This window comes from Rubritalea tangerina, assembly GCF_042683245.1.
GTDB classification, from domain to species: Bacteria; Verrucomicrobiota; Verrucomicrobiia; order Verrucomicrobiales; family Akkermansiaceae; genus Rubritalea; species Rubritalea tangerina.
Window position 1 is genome coordinate 72,286 of record NZ_JBHUJB010000020.1, and the last position, 23,589, is coordinate 95,874.

Sequence of the window (23,589 nt, forward strand, 5' to 3'; positions counted from 1 at the left end):
GATGTGAAGTTAGGATGTGAGAGTGAAGCCGATGAAGCAGAGGAGTAGTCCTAGGACAATAGAGCCTATGGCGTAGGAGGCTGCAAGGAGGTATGCGTGGTTTTGGAGTAAGATTTGGGTGTCGAGCGCAAAGCTGGAGAAGGTAGTGAATCCGCCGAAGAGTCCGGTGATGAAGAGGGGGTGGATCCACTCTGGATGGTGTGATTTTAGCCAGCCATAGAGAAGGCCAATGAGGAGGCATCCGATAAGGTTGCAGCTGAAGATTGCCCAGGGGAAACTGAAAGTATTAGGGCTCTGGTTTTGGTTATTGATCCAAGTGGATAAAGCGAATCGGGCGCTGGCACCCATTCCTCCGCCGAGAAAGATCAAAAACAAGTGATTGAGAGCCATGGCCTATTTCTTTAGCACACCGTGGCGGGGGCTGAGAAGAAAAGAGATCAGAAAGAGGGAGCCGAGAGTGACGATGATGGCGGGGCCGGCTTGGATGTTTAAGATTTGGGCGAAGTAGATGCCAGCAATGGAGCTGAGTGAGCCGATGATGGCGCCACCCCAGAAGATGGCCGAGGTGCGATCTGTGTAGAGCATGACGATGGCGGCGGGGGTGACGAGCAGACCTACTGATAGGATGGTGCCGACGGCTTGGAGTGATGCGACGAGCATGCAGATGAGAAGGGTGAAGCTGAGGTATTGCATGCTGCGGACGGGGACCCCCTGAGCGGCGGCCACATTTGGCTCGAAGAGGGTGAGTAGCATGGGGCGCATGAAAATGTTAGAAAGGACGAGTGTGATAGCACTGACGATGAAGACGAGATTGAGATCTTCTATGGAGATGTGGATGATGTTGCCAAAGAGCCAATCGTGGATGCTGGTGGAGACGGGGAGGATAGGTAGGAGGGCGATACCGATAGCAAAAGCGGTGGTGTAGATGATGGAGAGTGCTGTGTCTTGGTGGATCCGGGAGTTTCGGCTTACGAGTGTGGAGCCGAGGCCGACAGCTAGGCAGGCGAAGAGGGCGCCAATAAAGGCGTTGGCCTGGGTGAGTTCACGGGTGATGAGAATGGCGAGTGCGATTCCCGGTAACATGGTATGGGAGAGAGCTGAGACCGAGAGTGCGCTCCGTCTCAGGTTTACGAAGCCACTGAAGAAGCCATTTGAAAAACCAATGAGCGCCGCACCGAGGAGTGCATTCTGCATAAATTGGTTAGAAATTACGGAGTCGATGAAGCTCATGGTCTAGCGGTGGGCGAAGGTGGCATTCAAATTTTCTTCGCTGAGCAAATCCTCACTGGGGCCGAAGCCGAAGGAGCGTTGGTTGATGAGGAGGGTTTGATTAAAGAGCGTTTTGGCGGATGCCAGATCGTGGTGTGATGCGATGACGAGGCGGCCTTCGAGGGCGAGTTGGTCGAGCAAGCTGCTGAGGGTTTCGGACGAGGGTTTATCGAGTCCAGTGAAGGGTTCATCTAACAACAAGACATGGGCTTCTTGAGCGATAGCGCGGGCGAGGAAGGCTCGTTGTTGTTGGCCTCCGGAGAGTTGTTTAATTTGGCGATTTTGGAGGTCATTGAGGTCGAGGGTATCGAGGGCATTCTCGACGGCATGGGCATCTGATTTGTCGAAGCGTTTAAACATGCCGAGTTGGGGGTAGCGTCCCATTTCTACGAGGCCTCGGACGGTGATGGGGAAGTCCCAGTCGATTTCTTCGCGTTGTGGGAGGTAGGCGAATTCTTTAGACCATTTTTTGATTTGAGTACCGCGCCAGCTGATAGAGCCATGGGCTTTAGTGACGAGGCCGGCGATGGCTTTAAGGAGGGTGGATTTTCCGGCACCATTTGGTCCGATGAGGGCGACACGGTTTCCGCAGGAGGTATTGAGTGTAATATCCTTAAGGGCGGGGATTGAGCGGTAGTTCACGCAGAGTTTGTCAATGACCAGGTCATGGTGGTCATGATGGTGCGCACAGCAGGAATGTTGGGGTGCGTCGATGGTGACAGGTGGAAGCTAGAGTTAGACTTACCAAGAGAGTTCGGCGATATCGGAGATGTGGTCGTCACTGCGGAGAGTGACTTCACGTGATGCGTGTTGGGCTGGGTTAACGATGACTTGAACAAAGTTCATGTCCTGAGGTGTGACCCATTCGATATCGACTTGGAGTTCTACGTGGTGGCCGTTGAGGTTAAGGACACCTGGTCCGCTCCATTCAAGTTCTGAGATGTCAGTGAGTTTGAGGATTTCTTTTTCCGTGGACGGTTGAGAAATGGTGACGGATTTAGGGATAGAGGAGAAGAAGAGTTCGAAGTCGGTATTCAGTGCGGAGTCGTCGTGGTCACCGTGATTGTCTTCTGATGGGTGAGGATGTGGGTGGGGGTGTGGGTGGTCATGATCGTGATCATGGCCAGCATGTTTTTCTTGGGCGTCGAGGGAGTCGGGTAAAATGAGGGTGCGCATGCCCATGTAGAGTCCGAGTAGAACAACGATGGTGATGGCTGTGGCAATGATGGGTGAACCTTTCACGATGTAATGATGTTAGAGTTTATTGTGTTACGTTATCCGTGGAGGGTAGTGCATTGGTAAAAGGTGTCAGCAAGTTTGCAAGGAAATTGCGATAGTGTGCTTTATTGGGCGGAATGGATGGCGTCTTGGATGGCGCGGATTTTGTTGAAGTCTTTGATGCCGGGGGAGGATTCTGAGCCTGAGGCGAGGTCGAGGGCGGCTGGGTGGACGGAGGCGGTGGCTTGTGCTGCATTTTCAGCGGTGATTCCTCCGGCGAGAAGAATGGGGAGGGTGGGGTGTTGTTGGATCACTTTTTTGGCGAGGTTCCAATCGAATGCTTCACCTGTGCCGCCGTAGACACCGGGGGCGTGGGCATCGAGCAGGATGGCGGTGGCGCGATAGTCGAGGAGGTTGGTGAGAGAGGTGGCGTCCTTGACTCCGAGAGCACGGATAAAGGGGTGGTTGGCATCAGCAAATGGAGCGCAATAGGCGGGTGATTCGTCGCCATGGAATTGGGCGACATCGATGGTGTCGTTTTCGAGGAGATCGAGGACCTGGTTCGGGTCTGCATTCACGAAGACGCCGACGCGGAGGATTTTATTTTTGATAGGTTTGAGGAATTTGGCTGCCTGATGTGGTGGGATGAAACGTTTCGACTTTGGCCAGAAGTTCACACCGAGGGCGGGTATGGATTCTTCGATGAGTTGGTGTGCGTCGTGTGGTTGAGTCACTCCGCACACTTTGAGTGAGGTGGAGGATGGGTCAAAGAAGTCGTTCATTGTGGGAATATAGCAATTGGGTTACAGAAAAAAACGCACCAAAATTGGTGCGTTTTTGTAAAAGTGTTTGATGGACAAAGTCTCTCTTACTGAGCTCTATTGACGAGTTCGATATTGAAGGTGCCTTGCTCGATGACCTGAGCTGGCACAGAGACTCCTGAAATTTGTGGGATCCAGGTGTCTGCTGTGAGGAAGCGGTAACGTGCGAGTTCACCAGCGTCTGGTGCTCTATAAGTAACGGTGAAACCGTTGATTTGTACGGAGTACACGCCAGCCATGGCGCCACGTACTTGATCACCAAAGTTGGATGTGACGATACAGGAACGTGATTCGTCCACGGTAGCGATGAGGGTAGAGCCGTCGCTGCTGAGGCGGAACTGGGTGCCAGATGGGTTCAGGATACCGGCGATTTCGGAGAGTTCCTCAGCAGAGAAGACTGGGTTGTCGCGGCGCAGGAGGAGGCGTAATCTCGAGCCAAGCTGTGCGTTGGTGCCATTATCCGTGAGAGTGTTATCCAGAGCTTGAGTGAGTGTTGCCTGTGGTGAGGCGCCAGCTCGGCGAATGATGCTGAAGCCGTATTTGCCGTTTTTTGAGTAGATGTAGGTGGATAAACCTACAGTCGCCTCACCATTGCCATCCATGACAAGGAGGCTTGGCTGGGCGGGTGTGTTATCACTGGTGATAAATCTAATGTTATCATCTTGGCTGAATTCCTCCGCGAGGAGACTTTCGGCCCTTTCTGCGTCTTTGGATGCTACGTTAGGCTCTTCGGATGAGCTTCCGTCACAGCTGACGAGAACAGCGGAGGAAAGAGTGGCTAAGGCGAAAAAGAGGTGTTTGAATTTCATGAATTTGATAGGAAAAGTTAGATTATGGAGTCAGCTGTAGGCTGTTGAGGCGAAGCTCAAAGGTGCCTTCGACGACCTCATTGAGGATGATGTCATTGCCGAAGATATCGACAACGAGGCTGAGTCCGTCGGATGTCACATTTTGCCAGCGGTCGGTAATTCTGTATGTGCCTGTGATTACTGGGTTCGGGCCGGCGAGGTCGGCGTTTGTGGAATCGACAGCACCGAGGGTGATACTCCGCCCTCTGCGAACGGCGAGTCCGATTTCAGGGTGGACGACAGCAGCAACGCCAAATGAGCTGATGGCTTCGACTTGGACGCGTTGTCTGTCTGAAGTGAGTCCACCACCATTCAGGACGAACTGGAGTGAGCCAGGGTTGCTGGATGAGTTATAGATTTGGAGGATATTTGGCTCGAAGTCAGCTTCGCGTTCAAAGCGGTGTTCGAAGCTGTATTCGAGGAAAGAAGTGGTTTGGGTCGATACCGTAGAGGGAGATTCGTTGGTGGCGGTTCCGTAAAAGAGGCGGAACGAGTTTTCGTTGACCGGGAAGTACAGAGCGCCTGTGTCTGAGGATGTTTGACGCACGATGCCTGAAGATTCGGCTGCAAATGTGCCGAGTGGGACTTCGTCGAGGAATGGGTTTGCTTGGATGTCACTGGCGTTCACGTCGATGGCACCAGGGTTGAATACGATGGTGTCGCCGCGGCCGAGGGTGTATGGGAAGCCGGGTGTACCGCCTGGGTTATTGGCGATCTCGTTAGGGTCGAGTCCTCTAACGACTGGTGCGGCGGCTGCTTGTTCTTGGGCTTCAGCAGTGGCGCTATCACCATCACAGCCGACGAGGGCGAGGGTGGCTGTGGTCACAGAAGCGAAGGTAAGTTTTTTCAGGAATGTCATAATAATGAAGGAACCTAGGATAGAATTGCATTGGTAAATAGAGGTTTACTATGTCATGTCAAAAATAAATTGTAAAAAAGAGCGTGGTGACAGGTTAGGGAAGGTGCTGTTTGAGTGGGGGGCAATGGGGGATTGGGGGGGTATAAGTTTTTTACATTGCTAGTGGAGTCTGAGTTTTTTATGGGAGTGCTGATATGACGCGTAAGGGATATTGTGTAAGCAAAATGTTCATGAGAAGTGTGTCTTCTTTGTGCATCGTTGTGGCACTGGATTCTTGTTATGTCATGACCCCGGCTGAGGAGAGAGTGCGGATGAATCGGGATGAGATTGAGAGTGAATACCTTAGCGAGTTAAGTTTTCAGCAGCGGGGGAAGTCTCAGGGAGGTGAGCTGAAAGTTGGGTGGAATCAGGCCTTGGACAAGATGTACATGCACAACCCGCAGTTATTGCAGGCTGATTTTAAGGTGGAGGATGCGGTGAATCAGCAAAAGCGTGTGTGGACGAATTTGATACCCTTGATTACGGTGGGGGTGAGTGATTCTTTTGAGCTAGAGAATATTGAGGATGCATTTAAAGATGTGAATCTGAGGGTGTATTCATACTTGCCATTGGGTGAGGTAGTGAAGTTACCGAAGCAGATGTACACGAAGAAGTTGCTGTATATGGCATCTCAGTTATCCGCTGAGCAGACAATGCGTCAGGAGGTGATTGCGCTCTATCGGCTTTTTCAGAAGCAAGAATTGCTGAAGTTGGAGTATCGAGCTCTTCAGTTAGAGGGGGAATTAACTAAGAGTGTTGCTGGCTTGGAGGATGCAGATGCTCTCAAGTTGAGGGAGTCATATCTAGAAGCTTATGAAGGCTGGAAGGACCGTTACGAAGAGTGGCGTGTAGCAGTGGGGGATTTCTACATGAACGATTATTCGAAGGTAGAGTTTATGGTGCGTTCTTTGCCGGACATTTCATACAAGCAGAGTGAGTTAGATTTTAGTGATAGTGGGAGGTGGGGGATGCTTCAGCTCAATTTGTTAGCGCTGGAGAAGATATCTGAGGATGCGCAGATTTTGGACACCTATATTCGCTATTTTCCTCGTCCTGATTTCAATGTGTCTGCGCCGCCATTATACAGTGATAGTGGGAGTGCGGCCTTTGATCCTGCAGAGATTCGGATTGGTCCGTCATTGAACTGGAGTTTGGATACACGGGGAGTCGTGACTGAGCAGCTCAATCGGATTAAGCGCGAAAAGCCACTATCTGACTGGCGCAAAGACAAGCGTCGCAGGGATGAAATCCGGAAATTACTGGAAGGGAAGAAGGCTTTGCGGGAAGTAGAAGAAGAGCTTGAAAAGACTCAGCTGGTGGTGAAAGGGTATCGCAAGGCGGTGATGAGTGGTTTGGTAGCGGACCCTCAGCGGGCGATTCGTACGATGCGGACCTTAAGGGAAAAGGAGGTACGTTTGATGGCGAAGCAGATTGAGATCTACACGGCATTTTGGTTGATTGATGAGGAGCGGTGGACGAAGACGACACAGCGTTGGCAAAAGGCGCGTTTGATTCGGGCTAAGGCGCGCAAGGAAGAACGTAAGCGGGAGGAGGCTGCCAACAAGGCGAAGAAAAAGAGGTAGCTGGAGGCTGGAAAAAGGTTCTTGCTAGTGATGGGGGTGTTTGTATGTTGCCTCGCACTGTAACAGGGGTATTTAATTTAGAATGAAGCGTTTGCTGAAATATCATTTGAATGATTTAGTCACAGGGCGATTTGTGTCACGTGTGGTGATTGTCGCATCATGTGCATTAGGTTGTTTTTCATGTGACAGTGATAAGAAAGATACAGAGGGAGTTGCTATAGAGGAGGTGGAGGTGTCTTGGGATTGGGCGAAGTATGATAGACTAAACGAGTTATCGCTACAGACGTTACCTGTGGACATAAAGCCTAGGCAATCCTTGGCGATTAAGAGCGAGGCTGCTGGGATTTTGACGCTTGAGTTAGAGGGGGATGTGCACGAGGTCAGGAAGGGGATGCGTTTTGCGAGGATGGATGTGGATACCTTGGCGGAGCAGGGTGAGCGCTTAGCAATTTTGGAAGAAAAACGTCTCTTGGAAGACATGAGAGCGGAGAAGCTCGATTTGCCTGAGAAAAAGAGGTTGGCTAAGGAGGAATTACAGGAGGCTCGGCGGAAGGTGCGATTGATGGAGATGATCATGGACAATCCAGCCATGGAGGAGATGTCCGCTGAGTTATTTGGGGGGGACATCGCATCTGTGACGGATACCTCATTTCAGGAAGCGAAGGATGCCTTGTCATTGGCTGAGCAAAAGATGGCTTGGGCGGATGAGTACGATGAGAAGTTACGCAAGGGGCAGATTCGGATTCAGGAGATGGATTTTGCAAAGAACGAGCGCAATTATGAGCAAGCGAAAGAGCGTTCGGTATACGAGGCACCCTTTTTGGGGGAGTTACGTATTGAGTTAGACTATGTAGAGGGGCAGCAAGAATATACGGTGGGTGCGCGAGAGACGATTGCGACCTTAAATGATTATTCGGAGATTCATGGTCATTTGCGTGTGAAGAATGCCAGTTGGATCAATTTGTCTCCGCAGCGATTGTATATTCAGCTGCAGGATCGGGATCGGACGATGATGCCATTCCAAGACGATCGCATTATTTTAGATAAGCGCACTCGTAAGGAAGAGAGGTATTATGTTTTTGCGGTACCCTTGAGTCAGAGTGAGTCCTTGAAAAGGCTTACTGGGACACAGATGCGAGGAGATTTAGTCTATAAATTACCGGAAGTGTGTTACATCGTTCCCAAGTATGATTTGTCACTTTATGCATTGGGTAAATCTGATTCTGTGGACTGGGCTGAGATGGTGGGGGAGTTATGGCCTGGGGCGAAAGTGATTGCTGAAGGGTTGGGTGACGTGGCGATTTCCTATCAGTTCTAATACTGAGTAAGTACTATGTTGAGCTGCAAGGGGGTTTTTTATCGATATGGTGCAAAGCTAGACTGGGTGCTAGATGATTTTAGTCATGCATTTGGTCCTGGGGTGCATTTGATTAAGGGATACTCTGGGTGTGGGAAGTCGACGCTTTTGCGATTACTAGGTGGGTATTTAACGCCAACGAAGGGGATGGTGGAGGTGAGTGGTTATCGGTGCCCGAATAGGAAATTTCAGAGAGAGGCATTGGGGTTTGTTTTTCAGCAATTAAATTTGCTGCCCTTGGCGACAGTGGAGAGGAATTTGCAATTAGCTGGAGCATTGGCGGGGATATCGAAGCACAAGAGGTTAGAGAATGTTGACCGCTACATGGAAGAGTTAGGGCTTGAGGGGTTTATGAAGCGTTTACCGGGGTCTATGTCTGGTGGGCAGCAGCAACGGGCTACGATAGCGAGAGCCTTAATTAAAGAGCCTGAGGTGCTTTTACTAGATGAGCCAACCTCAGGTTTGGATGATTTGAATACAGAGGTGATCATCAAGGTGTTAGAGAGATTTATAAGAGAAGGTGAGCGTGTGGCGGTGATATGCACACACGATCAAAGATTGGACAAAATTGCGGATGAAATCTTGGATTTTAATAAGTTCTTACCTGTGGAAAGACACTTGGAAGCGTTGGTTTGAGCAACCTGGGAGCGTATTGGCTCGTAGTTTGGTGACCTGCATCATGGTGTTTTTATCTGTGGTGTTTTTAGTGGCTATGCTTGTGCAGGTGGAGCGCTTGAGCATGGAGGTGAAGGAATTTGGGTTGGATAATTTGTTGGTGGTGGAGACGGTTTCACCGGATGACCTACGGCGACAGGCTGTGGAGGGAAGGTTTAGAGAGTTAAAAAATTGGGGGGAATTGCTAACAGTAAAGAAGTTGCTTTCCTCTGCGCGGAGTGGCACTGGAGATCGCTACGGTGTGGTATCGTATGATGATTATGACATGGTTGGTTTGGTGCAGTACTTGAGGTATGGTTATCCGATTTTTATCTTAAGTAGTAGTTTGCCCGAGGGGTTGTTAGTGGATTTAGAGTTTGAAGGGGAGTCTGTGAGGGGAGTGGTATTGAAGCCAGATGATGTGGCGGCTCAGTTATTACAGGGGAACACCTTATTCTTGCCATCAGAGCAGGTACAAGCGGTAGAAGATAAGGGGTATTCGAAGGTGTATTATTTACAGCGAGCATCGGGGGCGCCCTCGATATCTCAGTTGACACAGGCAATTCGGCAGCAAGTCAAGCGGGACGGGTATGGCAAGGTCGAGGTGCGCAGCGCAGCGGCGATTAAAGAAAAGCTAGATCGTTTGCAGAAGCAGCAGGGGGCGATGCGGTTGGGAATGGCCTTTGCTTTAGGTGGGGCAGTTGCTCTTATTTATGGGACTCTCTCGGTGCTTGAGTTTCGACAGAGTGTGTATGTGAGTGCGCTTATGAGGAGTTTTGGAGTGTCTAGAGTATTTTTGGGGATGCGTACTTTATTTGAGAACATTCTGATAGTGAATATAGTGGCAGTGGGAGTCGTTTATGCTCTGTCTGTTGGGTACGAGGGTTTATTTAAGGTTTTACGAATTAATTTGGGAAAGGGAATGGATCCGAGTGGTTATTTTTGGGGGCAAGAGACCCTGTGGGTGATTGTGGCGGCTAATGTAGGGGTATTGATTAGTTGCATTCCGGTGTTTTGGGCGATGCGCAAAGAGGTGGGTGATGTGTTAGATTAGGAAAAGATGAAGGGTGAAGTGAACATGTTAGGTGGTTGGAGGAGAGGAGTGCGGATTTTGTGGGAGCTGGTGCTGAGTCCGATAGCTTTGTTGGTGGCAATTTTAGGGGGGGCGCTGTTAGTGGTAGCCAGTCCGTTGGTATGGTCATGTTTATTTGAGGCACCTGAGGGTATATCAGACTATGCGCAAGAGGATGGTGAGCTCATTGCTTATCATCTTTGGACGGAGAAACCGTACAGTGAGGTGTCGGAAGAGTTGAAAGGAATGGCATTAATACCCAGGGAGATTGCTCACTATGAGGATTTACAAGAGAAGTTCCAAGAGCTAATCAAAGTGGTCGGTTTGGGGGCATTAGTGGGTTTGGCGGGAGTTTTTTTGAGTAGGCGGCCTAGGCGGGTATTGTTGAGTTCGTTACTTTGGTTAGTTGGGGGGGCTGGGGCGGCCGGGGTATGGTCTTTGATTGACTGGCGGGGTATGTTTCGGAGTTTTCACTGGTGGATTTTCCAAGACGACTCGTGGATTTTGCCGTGGAGCAGCTATAGTTTGAAGCTTTACCAATATTCAGTTTGGAAATCGGCGATGATTTGGATGGTTGTGATCAGTGTGGTTTTCTACCTGGTGCTCTTTATTATTTTGAGCATTTGGCGGAGGGTGCGCTCTCATTAAAGAATGAGCATACAATCGCCATAGCTGTAGAAGCGATAGGCTTCGTTAACGGCTTCTTTATAGGCTTGTAGAGTGAGGTCTTTCCCTGCGAAAGCGCTGACGAGCATGATGAGGGTGCTTTTGGGGAGGTGGAAGTTGGTGAGGAGTCGATCTACGACAGAGAATTCGAAGCCTGGATAGATGAAAATGTCGGTTTCGCCTTTGGATTCTTGGAGGGTGTGAGATGTGCGGCCGAGGCTTTCGAGTACACGTGTGCAGGTGGTGCCGACAGCGGTGACACGCTTGGCCTTATTGATGTGGCTGGCAGCTTCTTGGGAGAGGTAGAAGCGTTCGGAATGCATGTCGTGGTCTTCGATTTTCTCCGCCTTAACTGGGCGGAATGTGCCGATGCCGACATGGAGGGTAAGGAAGGTGTGGTTGATTTTTTCGAGGACTTCAGGGGTGAAATGGAGGCCTGCGGTCGGGGCTGCAATGGCGCCTTCTTCTTCGGCGAAGACAGTTTGGTAGCGGTCGAGATCCTCTTGATCGCTATCGCGTCCCATATAGTGGGGGAGTGCGAGAGATCCGTGTTCGTGGACGTCGACAAATTGGTCCCACTCGATGAGACGGTTACCATTGGGGAGTATTTCAATGACAGTGCCTGTCGCGTCTGCGACTTGGACGGTGCGGCCGACTTTCATTTTCTTACCAGGGCGCACGAGGCATTCCCAGAGTGTGGGTGAGGGGCGATCGGTAACGACGAGTTCGATTGATTGATCGTTAGAAAAGACGCGGGCAGGGATGACTTTGGTGTTATTGAGGACGAGGAGGTCATCGGAGTCGAAGTAGTCATGGATGTCGGCGAACATGCGGTGTTCGATTTTCCCTGAATCGCGGTGGATGACGAGCATGCGGGAGCCGACACGATTTTCGAGTGGGCGGCTAGCGATGAGTTCCTCTGGTAGGTGGAAGTCGAAATCGTCAGTACGTAAGCTCATGGCTTGGTTTGAACCTAGAATTAGTGAAGATTCAACATTGAAGTGCGAGGGCTGGGGATTAGTGTGAGCATTGTGCTTAGGGAAGAAACTCAACGCCTAGGGGTGGACGGAAAATTTTTTACCATAGATGGTGAACGTTGTTTTCTGCGATTGGTGAGTTATGGACCATTTCCCGACGGGGCGATTGACCATTGTGAGGAATTGAAACGGGTGGCGGCGAGTGGTTGGGATGGGATTCGGGTTTACGATGCGCCATCTGAGGAGTTATTGGATGCGGCTTTGGAGTATGGATTGATTGTGCTAGTGGGATTGTCCTGGGAATGGGAGAGAGTGTTTCTTGGGAGTGGTGGGTCGGGTTTTTGGGAGAATACGAAGCGGGAGGTATTGGATCAATTGGCTCAGTGGGGGGGGCATGCAGCAGTGGCAGGATGTTTTGTGGCGAATGAAATCCGGTCAGATATCGCGAGGTGGGTAGGTGTGGAGCAGGCTCGGGCAGGGATAGAAGAGATCATAGAATTGGTGAAAGTGGCGGAGCCGCGCTTGCTTGTGGCATATGCGAGTTATCCGAGTTCGGAATATTTGGAGCCCAGAAATGCCGATTTCACGGCAATGAACATTTATTTGGAAGATGAAGGGGCATATCGAGGCTATCTCAAGCGCTTGCATCATATTGCTGGGGATAGGCCTGTGTTGGTGTCTGAATTTGGTGGTGACTCGCTCAGTTTGGGAGAGGAGGGGCAGAGAGAAATTTTAGCATGGGGCTTGAGTGGGGCTCAGCATGAGGGGATGGCTGGGTGGACATGTTTCAGTTGGTCTGACCTTTGGTTGAATGGGGGGGCATTGGTGGAGGATTGGGCTTTTGGGTTGGTTCGCGCTAAGGGGGAGGAAAAACCTGCTTATTCGGTGCTGGAAGCTGCGTCGGCTTTTGATTTTCCGATGCCAATGGTTTCGGTGATTATTTGTGTTTATAATGGAGTAGGGAGGATAGGGGCTGCTATCGCGTCGCTAGAGAACCTCAATTACCCTAAGTATGAGGTTATCGTAGTGGATGATGGTTCCACTGATGGGACTCGAGAGTTGCTAGCGGAATGCGATGGTGTGCGTGTTGTTGAGGCTGCGCATGGGGGGCTGAGTGTGGCTCGCAATTTAGGTGCAGAGGCTGCACGAGGGGAAATTTTGTCGTATATCGATGACGACTGTGAGGTTGATGCCGACTATTTATTCTGGCTGGCTAAAGGGTATTCGAGAGGTGAATGGGCTGCATGCGGAGGGCCGAATATTCCACCGCCTCCCATGGGCGAGGATGAGGCTGTAGTGATCAGTGCTCCGGGGGCGCCGAGTCATGTAATGATAGATGATGTGGAGGCTGAGCATATCCCAGGCTGTCACCTGAGTGTATCGCGCGCGGCTTTTGATGCTATTGGTGGATTCAGAGCACAATACAGGACGGCGGGAGATGATGTTGATTTTTGTTGGAGGCTGAGAGCGGCGGGTTTCAAGATTGGTTTTCACGGAGCGAGCTTTGTGTGGCATCGGCGCCGGACGACTGTAGGTCGTTATTTGAAGCAGCAATGGGGGTATGGTCGCGCTGAGGCTTTGTTAATTAAAGACCACCCAGAGAAGTTTGGTGCGCATGGAATTAGGTGGGAGGGGAGCGTTTATGTTGGAGCAGCCTCAGGAGTGACTGATGGAACAGTGATTTATCACGGGCCTAGCGGGGGGGCGGCGTATCAGATGTTTTGGGCGAGAGTGATGCCGAGTCGTCTGCTTGATAGAAGGTTTCGTGATATACGAGCAAGATTGAAGCTTGGCTTGGCTGAAGTGATGCAGCCATGGTTACGAGCCGCGGCTAGGATGCACTATGCGGGTCAGTGGGGACGTTTGTTTAGAAGGTTTAGCGGTAAGACGAAAAAAGAGAAAGAGGGGGGTGTGCGCGAGTTTTATGTGGATGCGAAACGACGTGCGAAGTGTGTGGAGTTACTTAGGAACGAAGGGTGGTTAGATTGTGGTGACTATGAAGGGTGGGATCTAGAGAGGGCTGGGAGCCGCTTGTTAGTCGTTGAAGAATGGTGGGGGGAGGGAAAGAGCTTTTGTCGGATTCGGTTGAGTTCTGAGCTGAAACATGCATTTACTTTAGAGCGAGAGGTTCAAGCGATTTGTTTGCGGGGCCGATAAGAAGTATAAAAAGAGACAAGGCAGTGATATACCTTTGGGACATAATAGGGACGTTTATTTTTTGTGTTTCAGGAGCGATAGCTGGACGTCAGTTAGATATGGACTATCTAGGTGTCTTTGTGATGGCCTTGATCACAGGCACGGGTGGGGGATTGTTGCGATCGATTTTATTAGGTGATGTGCCGCCCGTGATTTTCACGACCCCGGATTATGTGATTGTGGCAGTGCTTGCTGTGCCGGTGGCGGTGCTCTTTGGGAAGTGGTGGGAGAGTTACAGTCGGATTGTGAGCATAGTGGATGCGTTAGGTATTGGTCTATTTGCGTGTGTTGGGGCGAGGGCAGCAGCAGCCCATGGTTTGGACTGGTGGGCGTGTATGGGGATGGGGATGGTGAGTGCGACCTTTGGTGGGGTCATTCGGGATGTGATCCGCAATGAAGTTCCTTTGATATTTCGCAGGGAGATTTACGCGACTGCCGCTTTATTAGGTGCAGGTTGTATGTTGTTGATGGATGAGCTGGGGGTGGAGCCTTCTGTATCTTTGGTTGGGTCAGCATTGATGGCTGCGGTGGTGCGTCTGTTAGCGATCCGCTATGCAATCAATGCGTCTAAGGCATAAAGAGGAAAAAAACTCCACTCAGCTGGGAAGCTAAGTGGAGTTAGAAATAAGTGTTAGGCGGCTGATTAGATTTTAGCTAATCAGCCAGCTTGTGAGTGGTGGATTAGGCGTAGATCACCAAGATGGAGTCGAGCTTTTTATCCTTATTGAGGGTGTCAGAGAGGACAACCAGTGGTGTGCCAGGCTTGATGGAGTTATTTTCCTTCAAGTAATCGACAGCGCTGTTGATTGTCTCGATAGGGGCATCTGAGAATGGAAGTGTGTATGGCTCGATACCACGGCCGAGAGCAAGGCGGCGGCAGGTTGCAGCATCCGGAGCGAAGGCGTGGATGGGGGCGTTCGGGCGCAAGAGTGCGGCCTGAACGGCCATTACGCCGCGGCGAGTGAAGACCACAAGTTCCGCATTTGGGAGTGAGTCTACGAGTTTGGTTGCAGCGAGGATGACCTTTTGTTTATCGGTCTCGAGTTCTGCGAGGGCACCGTTGCCGATAGAGCCGGATTGTTCGATACGGCGAGCGATGCGATCGAATGTTTCGACGCAGCGCGTTGGGTAATCGCCGGTAGCGGTTTCGCCAGAGAGCATGATTGCATCGGCTTCTTCGAACACAGCGTTAGAGACGTCGGTGACTTCTGCGCGTGTAGGAGTTGGGTTAGTGATCATGGACTCCAACATGTGAGTGGCGACGATCACGCGTCGGCCGAGTGCGTGGCAGCGTTTGGTGATGCGACGTTGGATGATTGGAAGTTCTTCGACGTGGACTTCGATACCTAGGTCACCGCGCGCGATCATGATGATATCGGAAGCGAGGATGATGTCGTCGATATTTTTGATAGCCTCTTGATCTTCGATTTTGGAGACGATGTCGGCAGAGCCGCCGAGTTTTTCCATTTCGGAGCGCAGTTCAACGACGTGTGCGGCATCGCGGACGAAGGATCCGGCGATGTAGTCCGCGCCGCATTCTACAGCGAGGGCGAGGTCTTTGTGATCTTTTTCTGTGAGTGCTGGGAGGTTGAGGCGAGTGCCTGGCAGGTTGATGTGGCGGCGGTTACCGATAGAGCCTGGAGTGAGGACTTCACAGATGAGGCGGTCATCGTGTTTTTCTTCGATACGCATGAGCATGGTACCGTTATCGACAACGAGAGTGGCACCCGCTTCTACGTCATCCATCATACCTTCGTAGTTGACGGTGGTAGAGAATGGGATGGTTGCGTCGGCTGACTGGCGGCGGATTTCGAATTTGTCGCCAGTATTGAGTTCATAAGGAGCTTCGAGGTCACCCGTACGGATGGATGGGCCTTGAAGGTCGAAAAGGATAGCGGTGTGCTTATTTTTATTTTCGGAGATTTCGCGGATCCACTGAACGAGTTCGCGGCACTTATCGTGCTGGGCGTGGCTCATATTCATGCGGAAGACGTTAACGCCTGCATCGATGAGGTCGGAGATCGCTTCGTAGGAGAAGGTAGCTGGACCGAGTGTGGAGATGATACTTGTTTTTCGGAACATGGTGGTGAATTTCTATACAGGCACTGTGTTGGGTGTGACTGTGGTTTTCTTGCCGAGAGGGCGCGATGGTAATTCTTTTTTATGAGGTGGCAAGCCTCGGGTTGAGATAGTTCGCGCTGGGTGGACTAGTTTTTAGGGAATTCGTCGATTCCTAGTAATTTTGCGGCAATGTCAGTGTCATCGGCGCTGCGTTTCAAGCTGTAGCGCAGGAATTCCTCGTAGAGGTTGATGTCGGGGTTTTCTTCAGCGAAGTTGAAGAGTTTGCCGAAGAGTTGGTTGATCTCACTGTCTGAGCGCAGGGATACACCGATGGGGATATCGTCAGCGAGGAGGACATCTGAGGTGGCGAGAGCTGTGGCGCGAGCCATCGTATTTTCGAGCTCGCGCACATTTCCTGGCCACTTGTGTTCTTGGAGGACGGTGATGGCTTCACCTGAGAGTCTGAGGCGCGCCATGCCGTTCTTTTTTGTAATTTTTCTGAGGAAGAATTCGGCGAGGAGTGGGATATCTTCGATGCGTTCGCGGAGTGGTGGGAGGCGCAGTTCAACGACATTGAGGCGGTAGTAGAGGTCTTCCCTGAAGCGGCCTTCACGGACTTCTTGAGCGAGGTCTTTGTTGGTAGCGGCGACAATTCTAACATCGCTACTGAGGACTTCATTACCACCGACACGTGAGAAGGTGCCTTCTTGGAGTACGCGGAGAAGTTTGACCTGAACGGGGAGTGGCATGTCACCGATTTCGTCGAGAAAGAGGGTACCACCATCACATTGTTCAAAGCGTCCGGCGCGTTTTGAAGCGGCGCCAGTGAAGGAGCCTTTTTCGTGGCCGAAGAGTTCGCTTTCTAGGAGGTTTTCGGGGATGGCGCCACAGTTGAGGGCGACCATTTCATTTTTTCTGCGTGGGCTGTATTCGTGGACGGCATTGGCGACGAGTTCTTTACCGGTTCCGCTTTCACCGTAGATGAGAACGGGAGCATCGGTGCGGGCGACTCGGCCGACGGTTTTGAAGACATCTTGGAAGGCTCTGGAGACGCCGATGACTTGGAGACGGCCACCGGGTTCTGGCATTTTTTGTTTATGTTCGCCAGCGGTGCGGCGTCCTTCGATGATTTGCCAGGCGCTTTCGACGACGCTACGTAGTTCGAAGACGAGAGATTCTTTTCTAAGGATATCGTGGGCACCTTGTTGGGTGGCCTTAATGATTTGTGCGGTACCCGGGAAGCCAGCGGTGATGATGACGATGATGTCTGGGTAGGAGGCTTTGAGTTGGCCGAGTAACTCGATGCCATCGATGGGCTGGAGGGCGATGTCGGCGATGACGAGGTCGACGGTTGTTTTTTCGCACACTTTGAGAGCATTGGCGGCGTTATCGCAGCGCAGAATACGGATGCCGTCGGCGTCGAGGTGCTTGGTCGCCCAGTCGAGGTAGTCGTGGTCGGCGTCGACGAGGAGTAGGGTGCGTTCGGCTGTGTCAGTCATAGTGTCGTGTGGGAGCACCAAGTTAAAGGTGTACAGAGGTGCGTGTCGCTAAATAGCGCCAAACCTGCGGTGACGACGATGGAAATGTGTGACAGCATCGTAGAGGTCCGTCTCCGTGAATTCGGGCCAGAATTTATCGAGGATGACTATTTCTGAATAACTCAGCTGCCAAAGCAAGAAGTTAGAGAGTCTCAATTCACCGGAGGTGCGGATGAGGAGGTCGGGGTCGGGTTGGTTTGCTGTGTAGAGGTGGTTGGAGAGGGTGGAGTTATCGATCTCAGAGATTTCGAGTGTACCAGCTGCGACTTTTTTAGCGATAGCTTTGGTGGCATCGACGATTTCTTCACGGGCTCCGTAGGAGAGTGCGAGGTTGAGCGTGAGTGCTGTGTTATCGGCAGTGGTTGTGATGGCTTTTTCGAGTTCTTTACGAGTCTTTTGGGGGAGCATATCGATACGGCCGATGGCATTGAGTCGGACGTTTTGTTTCTGCATCTCCTTGGTTTTTTCTTTAAGGAAGCGTTCAAGGAGTTGCATGAGGGCCTTTACTTCGGAGTCTGGGCGTTTCCAGTTTTCTGATGAAAAGGCGTAGAGAGTGAGGTATTTGACGCCGAGATTTTTGCATGCCTCTACGGTGCGGCGGACGGATTCGGCGCCGGCACGATGACCTGCGATGCGCGGGAGGCCGCGTTGTTTCGCCCATCTACCATTACCGTCCATGATGATGGCGATATGCTCAGGGGCGCTGAGGTTCTCTGTGCTATCGGTGTTGGTATGGGTAGAGCTTGTCATGCGGGAAGATGTTTTTGCACCAGAGCAGGGGAGAATGCAAGTGCTGTGTGAGGCGGTGAGATGGAGGGGGGCTGTGCTGGGATCAGAATATGGGAAAGGTCGTGCTTGCCTTGTTGTTAGGCGGTTTCATAGAGTGATTGGTATGGCTAGATTTATACTTTCGCTGGACCAAGGGACGACGAGTTCACGCTCCATCTTGTTTGATGAGAACGGGGTGGCCGTGGCAACGAGTCAGTATGAGTTTAGGCAATATTTTCCTGAGTCGGGTTGGGTAGAGCACGATGCCGTTGAGATCTGGGAGACCCAACTTAAGACGATGTTGGAGGTGATGGAGAAGGTGGGTGTGACAGAGAAAGATGTGGCAGGTATTGGTATTACTAATCAGCGTGAGACGGTGTTGCTATGGGATAGGAGGACTGGAGAACCGGTGGCAAATGCCATCGTTTGGCAGGATCGGAGGACAGCAGACCTGTGCAGGCAGATGCGTGATGCTGGTCTGGAGCCGGCGGTGTCAGCACTCACAGGTTTGAGGTTAGATCCCTATTTTTCGGCTAGCAAAGTACAATGGTTACTCGACCATGTGGAGGGTGCTAGAGAACGTGCAGAGGCGGGTGAGCTGTGTATGGGCACGATCGATAGTTGGTTGGTGTATAAACTAACGGAGGGCAAAGTGCATGTGACTGACGCGACCAATGCCAGCCGCACGTTATTATGCAATATTCACACGGGTGAGTGGGATGACATTTTGTTAGGTAAATTTGGTGTGCCGCGGGGTGTGTTACCCAGGATCGTGGATTGTACCGAAGTGGTAGGAGAGTGGAGGGGGGTACCGATATCTGGCATGGCGGGAGATCAGCAGGCGGCGTTATTTGGTCAGGCTTGTTATGCTCCGGGAATGGCAAAGAACACATATGGTACGGGATGTTTTATGTTATTGCACACTGGGGATCGGGTGGTGCGGTCGCAGAATCAGCTTTTGAGCACGATAGCGCTGCAGCGGGGGGGGGAAGCGCGAGTATTGTCTAGAGGGGTCGGTTTTCATCGCGGGTTCATTGTTTCAGTGGCTACGCGATGGTTTACAGCTTTTTGATACGGTGCAGGAATTCGATGCGTTAGCACAGTCGGTACCGGATTCAGGAGGGGTGGTGATCGTGCCAGCATTATCGGGGTTAGGTGCTCCGCATTGGGACCCTTTTGCGCGAGGTTTGATCACAGGTTTAAGCAGGGGGACGACGAAGGCGCATATTTGTCGGGCCGCGATTGAGGCGGTGAGTTTTCAGTCGGTAGAATTGCTCGAGTGCATGCAAGGAGATGCGAGTCGTGAGATATCTGAACTGCGTGTGGATGGTGGGGCTACGGCGAGTGACTTGTTGATGCAAGTGCAAGCAGATTTGATGGGCTGCGATCTTGTTAGACCTGAAATCACGGAGACCACCGCATTTGGAGCAGCAGCTCTGGCTGGCTTAGGTGTAGGTTTTTGGGAATCTAGGGAAGCTCTAGCTGCTGCTTGGCGTGAAGAAAAGCGTTTCAGCCCACAGAAGGGTAGTAGCTGGAGGAAGGGGCGCCGCGCGGAATGGGATAAGGCAGTGCGTATGGCGATGAGTGAGTCAGGCATGTGAGTGGTCACACTCTCGCAATGGACTAGGCTGACACCACACTAGAGTCGCTGGCGCTAGCCTGGAGGCCAGAGCATCTGACGTCCGGCGAGGACGTGAAGGTGAAGGTGAGGGACTTCTTCGCCGCCGTTTGGGCCATTGTTAAAGACCGTGCGGAAGCCATCCTTTGCGAAGCCTTCCTTTTCAGCCACAAGTTTTGCGGTGAGCAGGAGGTGTCCGAGTGTTGCTTGGTCTTCGGGTGAAGCTTCAGCAATTCTAACAATACGTTTTTTAGGAACAACTAGGAGGTGGATGGGCGCTTGTGGGTTGATGTCGCGAAAGCAGATGCAGAGATCGTCTTCGTGGACGATATCGGCTGGGATTTCACGATCGATGATCATTTCAAAGATGGTTTTATCGCTCATAGTGGTAATGGGGTTAGGTGGGGGGAGTTGTGTGGGGATTAGCTATCTTTATCTCCTTTTTTCTTTCCTTTGAGTTTGGCTTCGATGAATGCGTCAATATCTCCATCCATCACGGCGCTGATATTAGCGGTTTCTTCGCCTGTTCTGAGGTCTTTGACCATTTGGTAGGGTTGGAATACATAGGAGCGGATTTGGTTACCCCAGCCGATGTCGCCTTTTTCTGAGTAATCTCGGTCAGACTCCGCCTTTTGTTTATCCTCCTCGATTTGGTAGAGTTTGGCTTTGAGGAGTTCGAGTGCGAGTTCTCGGTTGCGCAGTTGTGAGCGTTCTTGGGTACAACGGATGATAATGCCCGTAGGTTTGTGTTTAAGGATGACAGCGGTTTCTACCTTATTGACATTCTGTCCGCCAGCGCCGCCTGAGCGAGCAGTCTGGATATCGATATCGGCGGGGTTGACGTCGATTTCGATACTGGTATTCATTTCAGGTGTGACATCGACAGAGGTGAATGAGGTGTGTCGTTTACCAGCGGAATCAAAGGGTGAAATTCTAACAAGTCTGTGGACACCACGTTCATTTTTCAGGTAGCCGTATGCGTATTCACCTTCGACTTTGATTGTAGCGCTGGAGATGCCAGCGCCATCGCCCTCGGTATAATCAACGGAAGTGACTGTGTAGTCTTTGCTTTCAGACCAGCGCGAGTACATGCGCAGGAGCATGGCGGCCCAGTCGCAGGCTTCGGTGCCACCGGCCCCGGAGTTAATTGTTAGGTAGCAACTAGATGGGTCATTAGGTTTATCTAACAACGTGATAAGTTCAAAGGAATCTAGTTCTTTATTGATAGCGTTAAACTCATCTGCGGCTTCTTGAGCGGAGTCGGCGTCTTCGTATTCTTTGGCGAGGGAGATGAGTTCGGTGAGGTCCTCGAGGCGTTGTTCGAGAGCGAGGAAGGGATTGAGTTTACGTTTGATACCATTCGCTAGTGCGACAATTTCTTGAGCTTTGGAGGCGTCATCCCAGAATGAGCCTTCGGTCATTTTGGCATCATATTCTTCGAGTGATTTGGTGAGAGCGGGGATGTCAAAGGTACCTCCTGAGTGTGGACAGACGGCTCTGGATAGAGTCCGTGTCGACCGCCAGGAGGTCAGCGTTATATGGTTCAGACATGTCCTGTTTGTGCTACGGGGTCTGAGACATTTCAATCACAATAGCTGGGAAAATCTTGAAATGGGCAGCGGCTACAGGGCCTCAGTCAGCGGGGAAGGGATTGGCGGTGTGGCGCCATTGGATTTCTTGTGCTGAGTGGTGATTAGCATCGGACTGATTTGTCGGATTAGGCAGTGATTGCTGAGGTCTGATGATAGATAGAGCGAAGGTGGAACAGACGCTGAGTGCGAGGAGGGAGATGACGAGCAAGGAACTGGGGGCTTTCTGATTATTCAGGAGTCGGTGTACTCGATTTTTAAGCGAGGCTTGGTCAGCCATGGCGAGAGCGGGTACGGGAAGCGATTTGTTATTGGAGATGCTTTCTGCAACGTTACAGAGGGCGTTGATATAGGATTTAGCATCAGCACCACGCGCGATGACGGAGGCGTCGACAGCGAATTCAGTTTGGTGGCGCAATCGTTTTTTGAGGATCCAGATCAAGGGGTTCATCCAGTGGAGGATGCATGTGATTTGTGCAATCTGAGTGATCCACAGGTCATGTCTTTTGATATGGCTCATTTCGTGGAGCAAGACCATTTCGAGGGTGGCGGGATCCCAAGTGCGCGCATGCGTGGGGAGGAGGATGGTGGGTTTGAGCGGGCCTGTGACAATAGGGGAGCTTACTTGAGTGGAAAAGACGAGAGATGGTGGGTTTGTGATGTCGAGTTGTTTAGAGCAACGCGCGAGAATCAGTTGCCATTTTGGTTCATCGCCGGGAGTTGCTTGAGTTAGCCAATGTGAGAGTGTTCGCCATTGCTTGATGTGGCGCATGAGCAAGATAATTAGCCCGAGAGCCCAAACTGATAGAAAGGGGAGAATGCTAATCGAGTGTGGGGCGAGGGAGTGTAAGTTATCGACATTGTCGCTTGCGATAGATACTTGCCATTTAGGTAGAAGAAGCAGGATTGGGGCGATGAGGATGAGGCTCATGAGGCCTGCACTGAGGAGGGAGGCCTTAGCTGGATTCTTTTTTCCAAGCCAGAAGCTGAGAGCATTAGCGGCGAGGGTGAGTAGTAAACTGAGGGTGATCAGCTGCATGGGAGGCTTAGTTGGCTGGTTGGTTTTTGTCTTCTACGAGTTTGCGGATTTCGGCGATTTCATCCTTACTGAGCGAGTCGTCATCTTCATTCAGAAGGGCTGCCACGAGGTTCTGAGGTTTTCCCTCGAAGAAGGTTGCTAACAAGTTTTGGATAGCTGACTTGCGGGCCTTTTTCTCATTGATAGCAGCTTGGTAGATGTACCGACGAGATTCTTTGCCGTGCGTGACCATGCCTTTACTCTCGAGAGTCGCAAGCAGAGCGCGGACAGCCGAGTAGGATGGAGGGTCAGGTAGATTGTCTTGCACTTCCTTAGCTGATGCTTTGCCGAGACGATAGATTATGTCCATGATTTGGCGTTCGCGTCGAGAAAGTTGGCCTTTTTCCAATCGGTTCATAAGTGGAGGTTATGAGGGTGCTGGAAATCCTGCAATTAAAAAGTGCTAATTTTTTAGCACAAAGATATTGACCTTTTGCTGAAGTGCTGTTTTTTTAGCTCTCATGAAATTTACTGAGACAGTAAAAGTTGTTTTGTTAGGTGGAGTAGCAATGTTGGCTTCGTGTGCGGCACCGCCGATGGGGTCGGGAGATTCTGGGGTAGCGAGTGAGGCGCCGATGCCGGTGAAGCAGGAGGTTGAGTTGGCGAGACAGAGGCCGGGATTGGGGACGGGTTGGGGGGAACAGGTGGACTCGAAGATTCGTTATGGAAGTTTTGAGCGGGCATCTACGAAGCCGAAGGCGATGGAAGTGATCTATTATAATAATAAGGAGGGAGTGGAGGCGATGAGCCAGGGTTGGCGTTATACTGGTTCTGGGATGCAGACGGCAGCGGGAGGGTTAGTTGAGTGGGGGGTGAAGACAGGTTGGGGTTATGCGAAGAATGTGCATTCCGGAGGGAGGCGCTATGTAGTGGGGAAGGACAAAGCGAGTTATAGCATTGTTGTGAAGAACCGTTGTCACTCACGTTTGGAGTTAGTGATGAGTGTGGATGGTTTGGATGTGATGGATGGCAAGCCTGCGTCGGTGAAGAAGCGTGGGTATGTCATCGATGCTGGAAAGACGCTTGTAGTGAAGGGATTCAGGACGAGTGAGGATGCAGTGGCGGCCTTTAAGTTTTCAAGTGTCTCACAGAGTTATAGTAACTTGAAGCATGGGACGACACGCAATGTCGGGGTGATAGGGATGGCTGTGTATACTGAGAAGGGTGTATCCCCTTGGCGTTGGAGTCAGGCTGAGAAAGCTGCGAGGACGGATGCGAAGGCATTTGCTGAAGCTCCACTGATCAAGGCGCGATAGTAGGCTTGCTAAAAGATTTCGTGTGTGTGTGTGTGCCCATGCGCGTTCACTTAAGCGTAACTGATTGAAAATAAGTAAATAAAAAGCTTGCAAAGGTGAGTCAGTCGGCATGCTTGGTATGT

23 protein-coding genes and 1 pseudogene are annotated in these 23,589 nt (G+C 51.3%); 9 read left to right on the forward strand and 15 right to left on the reverse strand.

Annotated elements, in window-relative coordinates; translation table 11 throughout:
- Nucleotides 1-9: 9 nt before the first annotated feature.
- The 7 genes from crcB to ACFSW8_RS04170 all read right to left on the reverse strand — a co-directional run bounded on the left by crcB (nt 10) and on the right by ACFSW8_RS04170 (nt 5,015).
- The gene (gene crcB, locus ACFSW8_RS04140) at nt 10-390 is read right to left on the reverse strand and encodes a fluoride efflux transporter CrcB (RefSeq protein WP_377088850.1); all 381 of its coding nucleotides are present in this window, start codon (nt 388-390) and stop codon (nt 10-12) included.
- A 3-nt stretch (nt 391-393) separates the two neighbouring features.
- The gene (locus ACFSW8_RS04145) at nt 394-1,230 is read right to left on the reverse strand and encodes a metal ABC transporter permease (RefSeq protein ID WP_377088851.1); all 837 of its coding nucleotides are present in this window, start codon (nt 1,228-1,230) and stop codon (nt 394-396) included.
- A gap of 3 nt (nt 1,231-1,233) precedes the next feature.
- A complete protein-coding gene (locus ACFSW8_RS04150; RefSeq protein WP_377088852.1) occupies nt 1,234-1,911 on the reverse strand; it encodes a metal ABC transporter ATP-binding protein in 678 nt (225 codons plus the stop codon).
- 99 nt (nt 1,912-2,010) lie between these two features.
- The gene (locus tag ACFSW8_RS04155; protein ID WP_377088854.1) at nt 2,011-2,511 is read right to left on the reverse strand and encodes a hypothetical protein; all 501 of its coding nucleotides are present in this window, start codon (nt 2,509-2,511) and stop codon (nt 2,011-2,013) included.
- Nucleotides 2,512-2,612: 101 nt separating this feature from the next.
- Nucleotides 2,613-3,269 carry a phosphoribosylanthranilate isomerase gene (locus ACFSW8_RS04160; RefSeq protein ID WP_377088855.1) on the reverse strand — a complete coding sequence of 219 codons (657 nt, stop codon included), beginning with the start codon at nt 3,267-3,269 and terminating at the stop codon, nt 2,613-2,615.
- An 86-nt stretch (nt 3,270-3,355) separates the two neighbouring features.
- Nucleotides 3,356-4,117, reverse strand: a complete 762-nt coding sequence (locus tag ACFSW8_RS04165; RefSeq protein ID WP_377088856.1) for a hypothetical protein — start codon at nt 4,115-4,117, stop codon at nt 3,356-3,358.
- Nucleotides 4,118-4,139: 22 nt separating this feature from the next.
- On the reverse strand, nt 4,140-5,015 hold the full coding sequence (locus ACFSW8_RS04170; protein ID WP_377088857.1) for a hypothetical protein: 876 nt from the start codon (nt 5,013-5,015) through the stop codon (nt 4,140-4,142).
- A 284-nt stretch (nt 5,016-5,299) separates the two neighbouring features.
- Here ACFSW8_RS04170 and ACFSW8_RS04175 point away from each other — a divergent pair, with 284 nt between their 5' ends.
- The 5 genes from ACFSW8_RS04175 (at nt 5,300) to ACFSW8_RS04195 (ending at nt 10,368) form a co-directional block, all read left to right on the forward strand.
- Complete coding sequence (locus tag ACFSW8_RS04175; protein WP_377177533.1) at nt 5,300-6,637, forward strand: hypothetical protein; 1,338 nt, start codon at nt 5,300-5,302, stop codon at nt 6,635-6,637.
- Nucleotides 6,638-6,719: 82 nt separating this feature from the next.
- Nucleotides 6,720-7,955, forward strand: a complete 1,236-nt coding sequence (locus ACFSW8_RS04180) for a hypothetical protein (RefSeq protein WP_377177535.1) — start codon at nt 6,720-6,722, stop codon at nt 7,953-7,955.
- Between the two features lie 15 nt (nt 7,956-7,970).
- Nucleotides 7,971-8,630 (forward strand): ATP-binding cassette domain-containing protein, encoded by a 660-nt coding sequence (locus ACFSW8_RS04185; protein WP_377088860.1) that lies wholly within the window; start codon nt 7,971-7,973, stop codon nt 8,628-8,630.
- The gene (locus tag ACFSW8_RS04190) at nt 8,569-9,702 is read left to right on the forward strand and encodes an ABC transporter permease family protein (protein WP_377088861.1); all 1,134 of its coding nucleotides are present in this window, start codon (nt 8,569-8,571) and stop codon (nt 9,700-9,702) included. Before ACFSW8_RS04185 ends, ACFSW8_RS04190 begins: the two co-directional genes overlap by 62 nt.
- A gap of 6 nt (nt 9,703-9,708) precedes the next feature.
- The gene (locus ACFSW8_RS04195; protein WP_377088862.1) at nt 9,709-10,368 is read left to right on the forward strand and encodes a lipoprotein intramolecular transacylase Lit; all 660 of its coding nucleotides are present in this window, start codon (nt 9,709-9,711) and stop codon (nt 10,366-10,368) included.
- Here ACFSW8_RS04195 and queA read toward each other — a convergent pair.
- Complete coding sequence (queA, locus tag ACFSW8_RS04200; protein ID WP_377091439.1) at nt 10,365-11,345, reverse strand: tRNA preQ1(34) S-adenosylmethionine ribosyltransferase-isomerase QueA; 981 nt, start codon at nt 11,343-11,345, stop codon at nt 10,365-10,367. The two genes, ACFSW8_RS04195 and queA, sit on opposite strands and share 4 nt — an antisense overlap.
- 63 nt (nt 11,346-11,408) lie before the next feature.
- Between queA and ACFSW8_RS04205 the strand changes: the two genes are divergently transcribed.
- Both ACFSW8_RS04205 and ACFSW8_RS04210 read left to right on the forward strand, forming a co-directional pair.
- Nucleotides 11,409-13,520, forward strand: a complete 2,112-nt coding sequence (locus tag ACFSW8_RS04205; protein ID WP_377177537.1) for a glycosyltransferase — start codon at nt 11,409-11,411, stop codon at nt 13,518-13,520.
- Nucleotides 13,521-13,543: 23 nt separating this feature from the next.
- Nucleotides 13,544-14,137 (forward strand): trimeric intracellular cation channel family protein, encoded by a 594-nt coding sequence (locus ACFSW8_RS04210; protein ID WP_377177539.1) that lies wholly within the window; start codon nt 13,544-13,546, stop codon nt 14,135-14,137.
- 103 nt (nt 14,138-14,240) lie between these two features.
- On the opposite strand, the gene pyk is transcribed toward ACFSW8_RS04210, so the two are convergent.
- The 3 genes from pyk to ACFSW8_RS04225 all read right to left on the reverse strand — a co-directional run bounded on the left by pyk (nt 14,241) and on the right by ACFSW8_RS04225 (nt 17,908).
- Entirely contained in the window at nt 14,241-15,641 is a 1,401-nt protein-coding gene (pyk, locus tag ACFSW8_RS04215) for a pyruvate kinase (RefSeq protein WP_377088865.1), read from the reverse strand.
- A 125-nt stretch (nt 15,642-15,766) separates the two neighbouring features.
- On the reverse strand, nt 15,767-17,119 hold the full coding sequence (locus ACFSW8_RS04220; protein ID WP_377177541.1) for a sigma-54-dependent transcriptional regulator: 1,353 nt from the start codon (nt 17,117-17,119) through the stop codon (nt 15,767-15,769).
- Between the two features lie 48 nt (nt 17,120-17,167).
- Complete coding sequence (locus ACFSW8_RS04225) at nt 17,168-17,908, reverse strand: isoprenyl transferase (protein WP_377088866.1); 741 nt, start codon at nt 17,906-17,908, stop codon at nt 17,168-17,170.
- A 142-nt stretch (nt 17,909-18,050) separates the two neighbouring features.
- Between ACFSW8_RS04225 and glpK the strand changes: the two are divergent.
- Nucleotides 18,051-19,527 (forward strand): annotated as a pseudogene (gene glpK, locus ACFSW8_RS04230) (glycerol kinase GlpK).
- A gap of 53 nt (nt 19,528-19,580) precedes the next feature.
- On the opposite strand, the gene ACFSW8_RS04235 reads toward glpK, so the two are convergent.
- The 4 genes from ACFSW8_RS04235 to ACFSW8_RS04250 form a co-directional block, all read right to left on the reverse strand.
- Nucleotides 19,581-19,928, reverse strand: coding sequence for a histidine triad nucleotide-binding protein (locus tag ACFSW8_RS04235; protein ID WP_377088867.1), 348 nt, complete (start codon nt 19,926-19,928; stop codon nt 19,581-19,583).
- Nucleotides 19,929-19,966: 38 nt separating this feature from the next.
- Nucleotides 19,967-21,095 (reverse strand): peptide chain release factor 2 gene (gene prfB / locus ACFSW8_RS04240; RefSeq protein WP_377088868.1). Its coding sequence is split into 2 segments (ribosomal slippage): nt 19,967-21,016 and nt 21,018-21,095, totalling 1,128 coding nucleotides; the frame shifts between segments, so codons are not numbered across the junction.
- 81 nt (nt 21,096-21,176) lie between these two features.
- Nucleotides 21,177-22,172: a M56 family metallopeptidase gene (locus tag ACFSW8_RS04245; protein WP_377088869.1), complete on the reverse strand. Its 996-nt coding sequence runs from the start codon at nt 22,170-22,172 to the stop codon at nt 21,177-21,179.
- Nucleotides 22,173-22,179: 7 nt separating this feature from the next.
- A complete protein-coding gene (locus ACFSW8_RS04250; RefSeq protein WP_377088870.1) occupies nt 22,180-22,569 on the reverse strand; it encodes a BlaI/MecI/CopY family transcriptional regulator in 390 nt (129 codons plus the stop codon).
- A gap of 103 nt (nt 22,570-22,672) precedes the next feature.
- Between ACFSW8_RS04250 and ACFSW8_RS04255 the strand changes: the two genes are divergently transcribed.
- Nucleotides 22,673-23,467, forward strand: a complete 795-nt coding sequence (locus tag ACFSW8_RS04255) for a hypothetical protein (RefSeq protein ID WP_377088871.1) — start codon at nt 22,673-22,675, stop codon at nt 23,465-23,467.
- The last annotated feature ends 122 nt before the right edge of the window (nt 23,468-23,589 follow it).

What these genes read in the sequence shown, in the direction of transcription:
- crcB (WP_377088850.1), bottom strand. Translation starts at nt 390, where the DNA reads ATGGCTCTCAATCACTTGTTTTTGATCTTTCTCGGCGGAGGAATGGGT.
- ACFSW8_RS04145 (WP_377088851.1), bottom strand. Translation starts at nt 1,230, where the DNA reads ATGAGCTTCATCGACTCCGTAATTTCTAACCAATTTATGCAGAATGCA.
- ACFSW8_RS04160 (WP_377088855.1), bottom strand. Translation starts at nt 3,269, where the DNA reads ATGAACGACTTCTTTGACCCATCCTCCACCTCACTCAAAGTGTGCGGA.
- ACFSW8_RS04165 (WP_377088856.1), bottom strand. Translation starts at nt 4,117, where the DNA reads ATGAAATTCAAACACCTCTTTTTCGCCTTAGCCACTCTTTCCTCCGCT.
- ACFSW8_RS04170 (WP_377088857.1), bottom strand. Translation starts at nt 5,015, where the DNA reads ATGACATTCCTGAAAAAACTTACCTTCGCTTCTGTGACCACAGCCACC.
- ACFSW8_RS04175 (WP_377177533.1), top strand. Translation starts at nt 5,300, where the DNA reads ATGACCCCGGCTGAGGAGAGAGTGCGGATGAATCGGGATGAGATTGAG.
- ACFSW8_RS04180 (WP_377177535.1), top strand. Translation starts at nt 6,720, where the DNA reads ATGAAGCGTTTGCTGAAATATCATTTGAATGATTTAGTCACAGGGCGA.
- ACFSW8_RS04185 (WP_377088860.1), top strand. Translation starts at nt 7,971, where the DNA reads ATGTTGAGCTGCAAGGGGGTTTTTTATCGATATGGTGCAAAGCTAGAC.
- ACFSW8_RS04190 (WP_377088861.1), top strand. Translation starts at nt 8,569, where the DNA reads ATGAAATCTTGGATTTTAATAAGTTCTTACCTGTGGAAAGACACTTGG.
- ACFSW8_RS04195 (WP_377088862.1), top strand. Translation starts at nt 9,709, where the DNA reads ATGAAGGGTGAAGTGAACATGTTAGGTGGTTGGAGGAGAGGAGTGCGG.
- queA (WP_377091439.1), bottom strand. Translation starts at nt 11,345, where the DNA reads ATGAGCTTACGTACTGACGATTTCGACTTCCACCTACCAGAGGAACTC.
- pyk (WP_377088865.1), bottom strand. Translation starts at nt 15,641, where the DNA reads ATGTTCCGAAAAACAAGTATCATCTCCACACTCGGTCCAGCTACCTTC.
- ACFSW8_RS04220 (WP_377177541.1), bottom strand. Translation starts at nt 17,119, where the DNA reads ATGACTGACACAGCCGAACGCACCCTACTCCTCGTCGACGCCGACCAC.
- ACFSW8_RS04225 (WP_377088866.1), bottom strand. Translation starts at nt 17,908, where the DNA reads ATGACAAGCTCTACCCATACCAACACCGATAGCACAGAGAACCTCAGC.
- ACFSW8_RS04235 (WP_377088867.1), bottom strand. Translation starts at nt 19,928, where the DNA reads ATGAGCGATAAAACCATCTTTGAAATGATCATCGATCGTGAAATCCCA.
- ACFSW8_RS04245 (WP_377088869.1), bottom strand. Translation starts at nt 22,172, where the DNA reads ATGCAGCTGATCACCCTCAGTTTACTACTCACCCTCGCCGCTAATGCT.
- ACFSW8_RS04250 (WP_377088870.1), bottom strand. Translation starts at nt 22,569, where the DNA reads ATGAACCGATTGGAAAAAGGCCAACTTTCTCGACGCGAACGCCAAATC.
- ACFSW8_RS04255 (WP_377088871.1), top strand. Translation starts at nt 22,673, where the DNA reads ATGAAATTTACTGAGACAGTAAAAGTTGTTTTGTTAGGTGGAGTAGCA.